Here is a 13,411-nt window from a genome sequence, read left to right on the forward strand (position 1 = left end):
GGAGAATCGTGCCTGAGGCAGGGGCCGGTGCCGGCCTGGCGACGACCGATCGGATGGTGCAGCTGATGGAACTCACAGTCGGTTTCGACGACACCGCGCAGAGCCGGGACGCGCTGGACCTGGGCGTGGTGCTGGCGCAGGCGTTCGACCGCACCCTGACGGTCGCCTCGGTCTTCCCCGGGGACGACCGCGGCATGCTGTACGCCGCACAGGACAGCCAGTGGGTGGCCCAGGTGCGGGCGGTCGCCGAGCAGAAGCTGGACGTGGCACGCGACCTGGTGGGCGGCCGCATCGACATGGACACGATCACCCTCGGCCCCGGGTCGGCGGCGCGGATGCTGTACGAGTACGCCGAGTCCGAGAAGCCGCGCGCGATCGTGCTGGGCTCTAGCTCGCGTGCCTCCTTCGGGCGGGTCTCCCCAGGCAGCACTGTGGAGCGGCTGCTGCACGGGGTCGCCTGCCCGGTGGTGGTCGCCCCGAAGGGGTATGCCGGTCGCACCGAGCTGATCGGCCCGGTCGTGGTCGCCTACGACGGCTCCCCGGAGTCGGAGCATGCCGTGCAGTTCGCCGCCGGGCTGGCCGCCCGGTCCGGTCGGACGGTGCGGGTGGTGGCAGTGGCTGACGGCGGGATGCGCTCCGGTCTGGAGGACCAGGTGGTGGACGTGGCGGACCAGCTGGACGTCCCCGCGACCGGTGAGGTGCTGCCCGTGCGGCGCAGTGTGGCCGCGGTGCTGGCCGACCTGCCAGGAGAACGGCCCAGCATGCTGGTCTGCGGCTCCCGCGGGTACGGGCCGGTGCGGCAGGTGTTCCTCGGCTCGGTCTCTGTGCTGGTGGTCCGCTCGGCCGCCTACCCCGTGGTCGTGGTACCGCGGCCCTGAATCGATCGGATGGTCTGACTGATGACGCTCACTGTGGGTTTCGACGACACCGAGCAGGGCCGGGACGCCCTGGCCCTCGGCCTGGAGCTGGCGACTGCCCTGCACGAGTCGGTGCAGGTCGTGGTGGCCTACCCCGGTGCCGCCGAGGGCATGCTGCCCGCTGCGCAGGACGTGGGCTGGCTCGACAGTGCCCGGGCGGAGGCGGACCGGAAGCTGGAGGTGGCGCGTGAGCTGGTCAGCGGCCGGGTGGAGACCACCATGCTGGCCCTCGGGCCCGGGCGGGCCTCCCGGGTGCTGCTCGAGCACCTGGAGGCGCAGACGCCGCGGGTGGTCGTGCTCGGCGCCAGTGCGAGCGCAACGCTGGGACGGGTGTCCCTGGGCAGCACGGTGGAACGCGTGCTGGACGGTGCGGCCTGCCCGGTGGTGGTCACCCCGAAGGGCTACGCCGCACACGGGTCGCTGGCCGGACCGGTCGCCGTGGCCTACGACGGCTCCGCCGAGTCGGACGGGGCGGTGCAGCACGCGGCGCGGCTGGCCGAGCAGCTTGGCCGGACGGTGCGGGTGGTCTCGGTCGCCGACGGGTCGTTGCCCTCCACGCAGGCGCTCGCCGTGGGCGACGTGGCCGACCACCTGCCGGTGCCCGCCACTGGCGAGGTGCTGCCGCTGCGGGGCAGCGTGGCTGCGGTGCTGGCCGACCTGCCGGGGGAACGGCCGAGCATGCTGGTCTGCGGATCACGGGGCCGCGGCCGCGTGCGGCGGGTGTTCCTCGGTTCGGTGTCAGCCCGGGTGGTGCGCACGGCAGGCTATCCGGTGCTGGTGGTGCCGCGGCCTTGACCTGCGGGTCGCGAGAGAAGTTTCGGTGCGGATGTCGATCTGCGGTTGTCCCGGGCGACGTCATGGTGAGAGGGCACATCCGGTGCCCTCCTGGACCACAGGAGTGGATGAGATGAAGTACATGCTGATCATGCGCAGCACCCCGGCCGCAGTCGCCGAGCACGAGAACACCGACTTCGCCGAGGTGCTCACCGCGATGGGCAAGTACAACGAGCAGATGATGAATGCCGGGGTGATGCTGGGCGGCGAGGGCCTCTCCGATGCTGACGAGGGTGCGGTGGTGAACTTCGACACCGAGGACCCGGTCGTCACCGACGGCCCCTACGGTGAGGTGCACGAGCTGTTCAACGGATTCTGGATCCTCGAGGTGCCGAGCAAGGCCGAGGCTGTGGAGTGGGCGCGGCGGGCGCCACTTGGTCGCGGCGCGCGCATCGAGGTGCGGCGCATCCATGAGGAGTCCGACTTCGCGGACTACGCCGACCACGAGTACGTGCAGAAGGAGAAGGGCTGGCGCGCCGAGCAGGCCCAGCGGCGCGCGCAGACCGCACCGTAGTGAGCGAGGAGGTCACTGAACGGATCGCTGCCGTCTGGCGGATCGAGGGCGCCTCGGTGGTCGCCACGCTCACCCGGGTCACCGGGGACGTGGCGCTCGCCGAGGACCTCGCCAGCGCAGCGGTGCTCGCCGCGCTCGAGCAGTGGCCAGGTGAGGGTGTGCCCCGCAACCCTGGGGCGTGGCTGACCGCTGTGGCGAAACGGCGGGCGATCGACACCTGGAGACGGGAGGACCGCCGTCGCGAGCGGTACGCCCAGCTTGCCGCTGTGCTGCCCGCGGAGACCGAACCGGACTGGGAACCCATTCCCGACGACGTGCTCCGGTTGGTCTTCATCGCCTGCCACCCGGTGCTCTCCCGGCCGGCGCAGGTGGCGTTGACCCTCCGGGTGGTCGGTGGTCTCGGCACCACTGAGATCGCCCGGATGCTGCTGACATCAGTGCCCACGGTGCAAGCACGGATCACCCGCGCCAAGCGCACGCTGACAGCAGCACGGGTGCCGTTCGAGACGCCCGAACCGGCACAGTGGAACGAGCGGCTCGCCGGTGTGCTCGGAGTCGTCTACCTGATCTTCACCGAGGGGTATGCGGCCACTGCCGGGCAGCAGGTCGTCCGACCTGACCTCGCGCGAGAGGCGCTCCGGCTCGGTCGAGTGCTTGCCGGTCTGGTGCCCAACGAGCCGGAGGTGCACGCGTTGGTGGCGCTGATGGAGCTGCAGTCTGCGCGCTTCCCCGCGCGCACCGACGCGACCGGAGCCGCAGTGCTGCTGGAGGACCAGGACCGCCGCCGCTGGGACCACGGCCAGATCCGCCGCGGGCAGGCCGCGTTGGCCCAGGCAGACCGGTTCGGCAAGGGACGCGGCCGATATGCCCTGCAGGCCGCGATCGCTCAGTGCCATGCGGTGGCACCGAGTGTGGCGGAGACCGACTGGGAGCAGGTCGTGGTGCTCTATGAGGCCCTGAGCCGTCTGGCGCCGAATCCGGTGGTGGAGCTGAACCGGGCTGTGGCGGTGGCGATGGCCGGCCGCCCGGCCGATGCGCTGGCACTGGTGGAGGCGGTCGCGGCCTCCGGAGCGCTGCCGACCTCACACCTGCTGCCCAGCGTGCGTGGGGAGCTGCTCAGCCGCCTCGGTCGCCGGGCCGAGGCTCGTGGCGAGCTGCTCGCCGCCGCTGAGGCCGCCACGAACACCCAGGTGGCACGCACCCTGCAGGCAAAGGCGGAGGCGCTCGGCTCGCACTGACCACCACCCCCACGCCCCAACTGAGGTGCGATCCGGCGCAGGAGCTCACTGTCAGCTGCCGCGGACACTGGATGGTGCCTCAGTGGTGCGGACCCGCGGGGCGGTGGGATCAGCCGCGGGTGGGGATGTCCTCCCCGAGCAATGCGGACAGCGTCTGCGACTGCACGACCTGGTACAGCGCGTCCGCCGGTTCAGGATCGGTCAGGCGGAGCTGGACCCAGTCGCCGCTGACCTCCACCTCGGCAGGTCCGAGCACATCGCTCCAGGGGCGTTGCACGCTTGGCTCGAGGCCGGAGGAGAGGGAGTCGCGGATCGTCTCGGCCATGTCCTCCGGGTCGTCGGCGTGGAGGCACAGACGGACCTCAGGGTCCTCGGCTGTGCCGTCGTAGCCGAGACCGTAGGCCACTCCGATGGACGAGGCCTCGCCGGAGTGCAGCTCGGCGGCCAGAACCTCGCCGAGGCAGTCAGTGATGCCAGCGTAGACAGCCGCGTCCGCTGCGCTCTCCCCCTCGCCCTGCACCAGGCTGGTCGCGTGGGGCTGCGTCGACGAGCCGATCAGTGTGGAATCGCCGAACCAGACCGTGTTCATCTGTGCCAGCACGGTCGAGGGCAGGCGGTCATCCGACGGGTCCATCGCGTAGTCCTCCCGCCGGACCAGCAGGGTCCCGTCGGCCAGCTCGCTCTCGTTGCCGTCGGCGCCGGCGAAGAACTCGTCGACCGCGGCCGCATCGACACCGTCGATCCGGAACGCGGTATCGGGCGGCCGGCCCATCGACACTACGGCGGACCCGTCCGTGTCGGTGGCTGGTAGGAGAGCGGGGTCGAACTGTCGCACGGCGGTGGCAAGCCCTCCGTACCCGATGAGACCCGCGGTAGCGAAGGGGTTCGGGTACTCCTCGTAGGCACCCAGCACAACGGCGGCAGAGATGTTGGTCCAGGCGATCAGGGTGAGGTTCTCGTCCGTCGCAGGCACGGCCGCCAAGGCGCTCTCGAGGTCGGTGAGCGAGTCGCCGTCGCTGTCGCCGTCGCACGAGGCCAGCGTCCCCGCGACGGCGACAGCGGCAGCGGTGACCAGCACGGGTGTACGGCGCAGCATGTGCCCATCTTGGCATCAACCACGCCGGGAGGCGGCTGGCCCACTCCGTGCTGCTACTGTGCGGAGGATCGATGGGAGTGCCTGCGGGGGGTCGCGGGTGCTCGCTGAACCGGGAAAGAGGGGTCCTGTGTTTGTCGTGTCCTTGGTCGCCCTGGTGACAGGGCTGGGAATGGCGGCTTGGGCGGTTGTCGAACCGCAGCCGGCGAAATATATCGTGGGCGTGGTCCTGGTAGCGGCTGGTCTGGCGATACAGCTCTACCGAGCGCAGTGCCGGCGAGCGGAACGTGCCCAGGGTGTTCGCCGGACCGGGTGGCGCCTTCGGTTACGCGCCGGTGGTCTGGGTGGCGCGGTGGCGGTGCTGCTCGCCGTAGTGCTGATCGGGGCGCCGCACCTGGCTCATCGAGCAGAGACTGACAGCGCAGTGATCTGGACAGCGGACCGGATACGCGGCCAGCTGATGGTCGTGGACGGCACCGTCTATGCCGCCGAGGCGATAGACGAGACTTTGGGTTCGGTCGATGTCGACGATGGTTCGCTCGCGTGGGAGCTCTCGGGCGGAACGTGGCTCCCTCAGGACGGGGGTGTGATCGCCGTCGATTCGGACGAGCTCAGCCGCTACACCGCCGAGGGCGACCTGAAGTGGCAGCTCGACCTTCCAGGTGGTCAGGACGAGTTCGACGGTGTGTTTGCGGCACGGGACGGTTACGTCGTCTACGCGAGCTGCGACTCCGAGGAGAGGCCCGACTGCCACCTCGTCGGCATCGATCCCTCCGGCCAGGAGGCATGGCAACGAGAGCTCGACACTGCTCATCTGGAACGTTGGGACTTCCTCGCCTCCGAAGGGGAGGTGCTGCCCACGGTGGTGACCGTGCCGCAGGCTGAGCGGGGCCTGCTGATCGATCCCGAGTCCGGTGAGGTCCTCGGTGGTTTTCCGATGGAGCACGTTCGTGAGCAGCACGTCTACGGCGATGTCCTGGTCACCGGGGGCGGCAGCGGTAGCGAGTGCCGGCTGGACGGCTACCGGATCACTGACGGCGAGCATCTGTGGCGCGCCGACGAGCTGTGCTCGAGCGAGGAGTACGTCTATCCGCTGCCGCCGCATCGGGCGGGTACCGACGCACTGGCGTATGCGGTGGTGGAGGCGAGCACCGAGCCGCAGGCGCTGCTTGCGATGGATGTGGCCGACGGTACCGTTCAGGAGGTGCCGTCACGGGACTTCGGCGCGAGCGCGTCCGAGCGCCCGCTTGACGTCTGGGACTTCTCCGCCGGCGGCTTGGTGTTCCGGTCCAGCACCGTCGATGTGACGGCGTCCGAGGCCCTGACTCTCCAGCGGCGCTGGCAGCTCGAGTCGCCTGGTGTGCGGGTGCGTTCCGTGACCGGTGACAGCGAGACGGCCGTGATTATCAGTGCGGCTCGGGCAGCAGAGCACAACCCCATGGTGGCGCCGCTTGCGGACGAGAGCGAGCGGGACTTCCTCCAGCACCCCGCCTACGTCACTGTGGTGGACGCGGACAGCGGGGAGATCATCTCGACCACTCTGGTGCCGGAGGGCGTCTCTGACGTGCGGGCCCTTCCCGGTCATCGGGTACTGGTGAACACGTTCGATGCCCTGATGCTGCTCGGCGAAGAGTAGCCACTGGCGCCGACTCGCGCCTCGAGGGCGCGGTCGCGAATCCCTAGACGCTCGCAGAGGTGGCGCACCAGAATGGGCTCTATCTGTTGACCACGGAGAGGACACCCATCATGACCACGTTCACCGCTTGGAAGTTCGACGCTGCCGACGCCGCTGAGAGTGCTTCCCATACCCTCAAGCAGGCCTGGCGGGAGGGGCTGGTGAAGGTCGAGGACTACGCCGTGGTGGAGTGGCCGACCGGTGCCGACCAGCCGAAGGTGAAGTACGAGAACCGCGATGAGTGGCGGGCGGCCGGCTGGGGCGCGCTGATCGGGGCGGTCATCGGGTCGCTGATGCTTCTGCCCACGCTAGGTGCGGCCGCCGGTGCGCTGGTGAGCATCCTGCGCAAGCGGGTTCAGGACGTGGGCATCACCCAGGATCAGCTGGATGCCATCGACCAGCAGGTGGTGGCAGGAACGTCCGCGCTGTTCGTGGTCTCCTCCGACAGCGACCTTGACCGGCTCGCCGAGCGCTTCCGCGGCCAGAGCGCCACCCTGGTGGCGAGCAACCTCGTGCAGGGTGAGGTCGAGGACGTGCGGCGGGCCTTCGAGAGCTGATCGGGCCGCACCGCTGAAGCTCGGGAGTGGCCACGCCAGTTTCCGGGAATGTCGCGCGGGCGGGTGTCGCACGAGGATCTGTTGATCCGTACGGCGCTCCCCGCAGTGTTCGCGGCCTAAGGTTCTTTGCATGCGAGTGACTATGCGGGATGTCGCCGGGCGAGCTGGCGTGTCGGTGAAGACGGTCTCGCGCGTGGTGAACGGCGAACCCCACATCCGCCCGGAAACCAGGCAGCTCGTGCATGCTGCCATCACCGAGTTGGCGTGGGTCCCGAACGCAGCCGCACGGACGCTGCGTACCGGACGCACTGGTGTGGTGGCGATTGCCGTCACCGAACTGCGGCGGCCAGCGCTCGCACTCATCACCGAGGCCTTGGTCCGTGAGGTCGATGGGCACGGCCTGCATGCAGCGGTCGAGCCCACCCATGACGACCCCGCCCGGATCGAGGATATCCTCGCGCGGATCGGACGCACTTTCGACGGTGTGCTAATGGTGCGTCCGCCTGAGCTGGCGGTGCCATTGCCGGACGACGTAGCTCTCGTGGTCGTCGACGGCTCGCCTGGTGCGGCGCTGGGGGAGGGGGTCTCGGTGGAAGGAAGCGGTACCGACGAGATGGCTGCGTTCGATCGCGTTTCTTGCGACCTGGAGGAGATCGCCGCACTGATTACCAGGCACCTCGCGGTGATGTCTCGGCACCGTCCCGTGCTGATCGGACACCCGCGGGCAGCCGAGCACGTGCTGCGCCAGCGGCTGCGAGGTGCCGGCCTCGACCCAGACGCACCCATGGTGCCCATCAATCCGGCTAATGCCCGCAGCGGCGGGTACCAGGCCGCACAACGCGTGCTGGCCGAGTGCGGCGCAACCGATGCGCTGGTGTGTGCTGATGACGAGATCGCCATGGGGGCCCTCTCCGGTCTGGCCCACGCCGGGATCTCCGTACCGGACCGAGTCGCGGTGATCGGATGCGGCAACCTGGACGATGGCCAGTTCTCCACGCCGAGCCTGACCACGGTGGACCTGGGCGTGGAACGGATGGCGCGCACCGCCGCAGACCTGCTCGTCGCGCGGCTCGCTGGCGGCCCGCCACAGCCGCCGGTCACCTGTCCGGTCGCCTTGGTCCGCCGGGAGTCCACGCTCGGGGGGAATCAGCAATGAGTGCCCCTGAGCGCCGACCCACCCTTGCCGACGTCGCTGCAGTCGCCGGCGTCTCAGCCAAGACCGTCTCTAATGTGCTGCTTAGTCGTCGCTACGTTTCTGCGACCACCGAGGACAGGGTGCGTGCTGCCATCGAAGCGGTGGGCTACCAGGTGAACCCCGCCGGGCGGAGCCTTGCCTCAGGCCGCAGCGGGCGCATCGCCGTGGTGGTCCCGATGTTGTACCAGCCCTACTTCGCAGAGGTAGCTGAACGGCTGATCCTCGCGCTCGCGGAGCATGGGTTGACTAGCACCCTGCGGCTAGCGTGGGATGCCCAGGCGGAGCTGGACGCTGTTACCGGTGCGACCACGGCCGATGCGGACGGGGTGATCATCTGCCCGCACTTCTTCATCGGCGACATGCTTGCTGGCGTGCGTCCGACCCGTCCGACGGTGCAGCTGGGTGGGAGTCCTAACCCGCTGATGGACACTGTCCTGATGGGAGAGCGGGAGGGGTTCCGTGCGGTGACTGCACACCTGCTGGACTCGGGCCGCGAACGACTCGCGCTGGTCTGGAACCAGAACAGCGAAGGCGCGCCCTCGGGCGGCCGGTTCGCGGGCTTCCTCGCCGCACATGAGGAGCGACAGCTGCGGCCGGACGAGGCATTGTTCGGCGCCGGTTCTGACTGGGATCGACGGGCTTCGGGCTATGAGGCAATGGTGGGGCTCCTGCGCACTGGACTCGCGTTTGACGGAGTCGTATGTGTCAACGACGCGACCGCAGTGGGAGCATTACGCGCCCTGCGCACCGCCGGGCGCAGGGTGCCTGAGGATGTCGCGCTCACCGGATTCGATGACACCGAAGAGGGCAGGTTCACCTCCCCCTCGTTGACCTCGGTGAACCCGAACCAGGAAGAGATGGTCGGCGAGGCCGTGCAGATGCTGCTGGAGCGCCTCGCCGGTCAAGCACACGAACCGCGCACCATGCGCACCGGGGCGCACCTGGTGGTCCGGGCATCCTCCGCTCCCCGGAGCGATTGACAGTCAGCGGCGCGGATCGGCAGTGAGGGTCATGACCGACCAGGGCGGAAGCTCAAGGTCCAGCGCGCCCTCCCCTGCGACGATCTCACCGGATCTGGGCTTGACAGGCGATGCTTCACCCGGCCTTCCGGCTGCCGGATCGACGCCCGCGAAGGTGACTGTAGGGATGAGGGCGCCCGGCCTCACCGACAGCCCCGCGACGGTGACCTGCTGAGCGGTGTCAGCTGCGCAGACTAGTGTGACCAGCGTCTGCTCCCCCCGCTGGGTGGCACCTGCGACGAGTGCGGGGGCGGGGCGCAGATCGTCGCGATGGTCGTGGATCTGCTCATCATCGAGCCAGACCTGAATTCGCGGCCCCTCCAGGCGCACGCGGAGCGTGGTCTCCATATCGGTGCGCACGCCGCTGAAGGGGTGCGGTCCGTCGACCTCATCGCTGATGTCGTCATCGCGTCGCCACAGCGTCAGGCCCCGGTTGCGCCACTCGCCGATCCGACACTCGTGCATAGTGCCAGTTGCCGGGTCGCCAAAACCGACGACGAAACCGTCCTCACCAGCGCTTCGCCGAGCAGTGAGGGTCAGCTCAGCGACTCCGTCCCGGCCGGAGCCCGACTGTCCGCTGATGCGCACTCTGGAGCCGTCGTCGGTGACCGTGACAGCGTCCCGAGTCGTGCCGTTGATCCTGATGTTGCTGAAGTGGGTGGTGGCTCCGGGGCTGCGTAACTCGATCGTATGCAGCGATGGCGGCGGCTGGTCGCTCGTGGGTGCCGAGCTGATGTGGCACTCAAGCACCTGTTCCCCACGATGCTCCGCCAGCATGCGCGCCACGTGGTAGCTCGCGCTCGGCAACACCGCCTCGTCGGAGAAGTAGATGAGATCGGGAACCCATTGCGTATGTCCCACCCGAGCCAGCAGCGGTGCATAGGAGGCCAAGGGGACAATGTCGGAGTTGCGCTCGATAGCGACCATGTACGCGGCCTCCGCAACAGCAGACCGCACTGTCGAGGTCCGCCCGGCCCATTCACCGAGGTACACCGACGGTCCGGCGCGGTCGTAGGCCTCGAACCGATCGACATTCTGCAGCAGCCATCGAGGTGTGCGGTAGCTGTGCTCGTCGACCATCCGCACCCCATGCTGACGGGCGAGTCGCCAGCCATTATCGTAGTCCGGGCCATAGGGCTTAGGCCCCAGGGTTCCGATGACGGTGACCTCCGGGTGAGCCTTCTGAACGGTCTCGAAGATCTGCGTGAACCGGTCTTCGAACTGGTCGTTGATCACGTCTTCGTTACCCAGGCCGAGGTACCGCAGACCGAAGGGTTCCGGATGCCCAGCCGCAGCCCGAACCGCTCCCCATCGGCTGTCGGCAGGCCCATTCGCGTACTCGATCAGATCTAGGACGTCTTGGATGTACTGCGGCATGCGCTGCTGCGGGATGGCCTGCGGACCGCCGGGAACGTTCTGGCAGCAGACGCCGGCGGCGACCACCGGCATGGGACTGGCGCCGAGTCGTTCGCACAGCAGGAAGTATTCGTGGTAGCCGATGCGCATCGACTGCCGGTAGCCCCAGGTGTTGGGCATCCCCCGGCGTTCCTCACGTGGCCCGATGGTCTGTTTCCAGTGGTAGATGTTGTCCAGTCCGTAGCCATGGGCGACACAGCCGCCAGGGAAGCGCACGAACGCCGGGCGTAGTTGTGCGAGGGTATCGACAAGATCGGTGCGGAACAGCAGCGGCTTTCCGGTCTCCGGATCGACCGGGCGCAGCTCGATCAGGTCGACGTCGGCCGTCCCCGACTCGAGGCTGATCTCCAGCTCTGTTCGCCCGGGCTCAGAAACATTGAGGTCACACTCGTACCAGCGCCAGGTGTCCGGTTCCTCATCGAGCTGCACTGTGGCCTCGGCGGCCGAAGTCGCCTCCCCGATGAGCCTCACCCGTAGTCGGGTGCCGTCCTGAGCAGGTCGCGCCGCCAACCGTGCTCGGTAGACGCCGGGGTGCACCAGCATGCCTGCCTCGTCGTAGCCGGCGTTCCGTATCGACGTCGGCCCTCCGGTCCCGTCCAACCGTAGGTAGGTCCGATTGGCCACGGACAGGGGCATATCGGATCGCACCTGGACCCGGTCGGGATCGGCCAGGCTCCAGCCGGTGAGCGGCTCTTGCCCTGCGCCATCGGCTGGCGTGGCTTCAAAGTCACCATTGCGGACCAGATCGGCATTGAGCCCGCCGTCCAGCGAGTAGTTGATGTCCTCAAGGAAGAGCCCCCAGAGGTCACTGCTGACCTCGCGTCCTGTTGGTCGGCCGATGATCACAGTGGGCGTATCGCTCACGAGAGTTCCTTCACGAGACTGTGGATGGGCTGCTAGATGCAGTAGACAACCGACCGTACAGCGTTATCAATCACAGGACAACGGAGTGCGAGGAGGGTTCTTGGCTCCGTAAGTCTCGCTATTGACAACGCTGAAAGATTGCTCGTACTGTCGCCTTCAAGGTCGATGAAGGAGTTCGTGACGTGACAGCCACTCCCGCTCTGCTCCGAGCCGAGCTCGCCGCGCACAGACCGCTGGACCTGCGGTCTGTGCGACTGAGTGCCACCGGCCAGCTCGGTGCTTGGCAGCAGCGCAACGCGGAGGTCACCATTCCGCACTGCATCGAGGCCCTGGAGAGCTCCGGGGTGCTGGACAACTTCCGCCGAGTGGTCGGGGAGTCCGGTGCCGAGTACCGCGGTTTCGTGTTCGCCGACTCCGACCTGTACAAGGTCATCGAGGCGGTCGCCTGGGAGATCGCACGCAGCGGCACCCACGCCTTCGACGGCTGGCTGGACCAGGTCATCGCGCTCGCCGCTCGGGTGCAGGAGCCGACCGGGTACCTGATGACCTGGATCCAGGGCGTGCACCCGGAGAAGAAGTTCGCCGAGCTGGAGTGGACGCACGAGCTCTACGTGCTCGGACACCTCATCCAGGCAGCCGTCGCCCTGGACCGCGCAGCCGGCCGCTCTGACCTGCTCCAGATCGCCCGTTCGTTCGCGGACCTGGTGGACCGGCGGTTCGGCCCGGCCGGCGAGCGGGGCATCTGCGGACACCCGGAGATCGAGACCGCCCTGGTCGAGCTGTACCGGCACACCGGCCAGCGCCGGTACCTGGACCTGGCCCAGCGAATGATCGACCTGCGCGGCACCGGTCTGCTCAAGGCCGGTTTCCACGGCAGCGAGTACTTCCAGGACCACGCGCCGGTACGGCAGGCGAGGACCGCCGTCGGACACGCCGTACGCCAGCTGTACCTGAACGCGGGGGTGACCGACCTCTACCTGGAGACCGGGGAGGAGGCGCTGGCCACGGCGATGGACGCGCAGTGGCGCAACGTGCACCAGCGCAAGATGTACCTCACCGGAGCGTTCGGTGCGCGGCACAGTGGTGAGGCGTTCGGCGATGACTACGAGCTGCCCGCCGACCGGGCGTACGCGGAGACCTGTGCCACGATCGCCGACCTGCACTGGACCTGGCGGATGCTGCTCGCCCACGGCGGTGCCCGCTACGCCGAGGTCATCGAGCGGGAGGTGTACAACGCGCTCGCCGCGGCCGTGGACGCCACCGGCACCCGGTTCTTCTACGCCAACCCGCTGCAGCTGCGCCCGGACCGGACCTCCGAGGAGAACGCTCCGCGCGACCGGCAGTCCTGGTACTCGTGCGCCTGCTGCCCGCCGAACATCGCCCGCGTGGTCGCCCAGCTCGGCGCCTACCTGGCCTCCAGCACCGCGGACGAGCTCGCCGTGCACCAGATCGCCGACGCCGAGATCGACCTGCCGGACCATCTCGGCACCGGCACCGTGCGCCTCACCACCCGATACCCCGACAACGGCGAGATCACCGTGGCCCTGACCGGTTCCGCCCGGCCCGGGGTACAGATCGCGCTGCGGGTGCCCAGCTGGTCGCCGCAGGTGCGTCTCGACGGCGAGCAGGTCCAACCGGACGAGGACGGGTACCTACGGCTGAACCCGACGACGGAACACACCGTGGCGCTGGACCTCTCGCCCCGCTGGACGTATCCGCACCCACGTATCGACGCCGTCCGGGGCACCGTGGCCCTGGAGCGGGGTCCGCTCGTGTACTGCCTGGAGGAGGTGGACCTTCCCGACGGCGTAGCGCTCCAGGACGTGGTCGTCTCACCCGACCAGGCGGTCACCGTGGGCACCGGCGCACTGGAGCTGACCGGCACGGCAGGCGACCCGGGGCCCGCCGACCTGTACCGGCCGACACCGCCCTCACCTGCCACCGGCCCGTCGAGCGTGCCGCTGGTGGCCAGACCATTCGCCACCTGGGGCAACCGTGGTGGCGATGCGATGCGGGTGTGGATGCCCGCCCGCTGACCGGGCGTGCCGGAGGGTCCGGCGCGCCGCACGGGCACTCCCGAGCCAACCCG

11 protein-coding genes are annotated in these 13,411 nt (G+C 68.9%); 9 read left to right on the top strand and 2 right to left on the bottom strand.

Annotated features, from left to right (window positions below; all coding sequences use genetic code 11):
- Positions 1-65: 65 nt before the first annotated feature.
- The 4 genes from K338_RS0106620 to K338_RS20935 all read left to right on the top strand — a co-directional run bounded on the left by K338_RS0106620 (position 66) and on the right by K338_RS20935 (position 3,503).
- Complete coding sequence (locus tag K338_RS0106620) at positions 66-878, top strand: universal stress protein (protein WP_169579526.1); 813 nt, start codon at positions 66-68, stop codon at positions 876-878.
- A 21-nt stretch (positions 879-899) separates the two neighbouring features.
- Positions 900-1,712, top strand: a complete 813-nt coding sequence (locus tag K338_RS0106625; protein WP_022917393.1) for a universal stress protein — start codon at positions 900-902, stop codon at positions 1,710-1,712.
- A 112-nt stretch (positions 1,713-1,824) separates the two neighbouring features.
- Entirely contained in the window at positions 1,825-2,265 is a 441-nt protein-coding gene (locus K338_RS0106630; RefSeq protein WP_022917394.1) for a YciI family protein, read from the top strand.
- Entirely contained in the window at positions 2,265-3,503 is a 1,239-nt protein-coding gene (locus K338_RS20935) for an RNA polymerase sigma factor (RefSeq protein ID WP_022917395.1), read from the top strand. The genes K338_RS0106630 and K338_RS20935 overlap by 1 nt, the downstream gene beginning before the upstream one ends.
- Before the next feature lie 109 nt (positions 3,504-3,612).
- Here K338_RS20935 and K338_RS0106640 read toward each other — a convergent pair whose 3' ends face one another.
- Positions 3,613-4,599 carry a hypothetical protein gene (locus tag K338_RS0106640; protein WP_022917396.1) on the bottom strand — a complete coding sequence of 329 codons (987 nt, stop codon included), beginning with the start codon at positions 4,597-4,599 and terminating at the stop codon, positions 3,613-3,615.
- Positions 4,600-4,948: 349 nt separating this feature from the next.
- Between K338_RS0106640 and K338_RS0106645 the strand changes: the two genes are divergently transcribed.
- From K338_RS0106645 to K338_RS0106660, 4 genes are all read left to right on the top strand, one after another.
- The gene (locus tag K338_RS0106645) at positions 4,949-6,232 is read left to right on the top strand and encodes an outer membrane protein assembly factor BamB family protein (protein ID WP_022917397.1); all 1,284 of its coding nucleotides are present in this window, start codon (positions 4,949-4,951) and stop codon (positions 6,230-6,232) included.
- Positions 6,233-6,342: 110 nt separating this feature from the next.
- Entirely contained in the window at positions 6,343-6,828 is a 486-nt protein-coding gene (locus K338_RS0106650) for a DUF1269 domain-containing protein (protein ID WP_022917398.1), read from the top strand.
- 142 nt (positions 6,829-6,970) lie between these two features.
- A complete protein-coding gene (locus K338_RS0106655) occupies positions 6,971-7,984 on the top strand; it encodes a LacI family DNA-binding transcriptional regulator (RefSeq protein ID WP_022917399.1) in 1,014 nt (337 codons plus the stop codon).
- Positions 7,981-9,003, top strand: a complete 1,023-nt coding sequence (locus K338_RS0106660; RefSeq protein ID WP_022917400.1) for a LacI family DNA-binding transcriptional regulator — start codon at positions 7,981-7,983, stop codon at positions 9,001-9,003. The genes K338_RS0106655 and K338_RS0106660 overlap by 4 nt, the downstream gene beginning before the upstream one ends.
- A gap of 3 nt (positions 9,004-9,006) precedes the next feature.
- Here the strand turns inward: K338_RS0106660 and K338_RS20940 are convergent, their stop codons facing one another.
- Positions 9,007-11,322, bottom strand: a complete 2,316-nt coding sequence (locus K338_RS20940) for an alpha-L-arabinofuranosidase C-terminal domain-containing protein (RefSeq protein ID WP_022917401.1) — start codon at positions 11,320-11,322, stop codon at positions 9,007-9,009.
- Between the two features lie 182 nt (positions 11,323-11,504).
- On the opposite strand from K338_RS20940, the gene K338_RS0106670 reads away from it, so the two are divergent.
- Positions 11,505-13,358 carry a glycoside hydrolase family 127 protein gene (locus K338_RS0106670; protein WP_022917402.1) on the top strand — a complete coding sequence of 618 codons (1,854 nt, stop codon included), beginning with the start codon at positions 11,505-11,507 and terminating at the stop codon, positions 13,356-13,358.
- Positions 13,359-13,411 lie beyond the last annotated feature (53 nt).

The sequence above is a fragment of the Ruania albidiflava DSM 18029 genome (genome assembly GCF_000421225.1).
Taxonomy (GTDB): Bacteria; Actinomycetota; Actinomycetes; order Actinomycetales; family Beutenbergiaceae; genus Ruania; species Ruania albidiflava.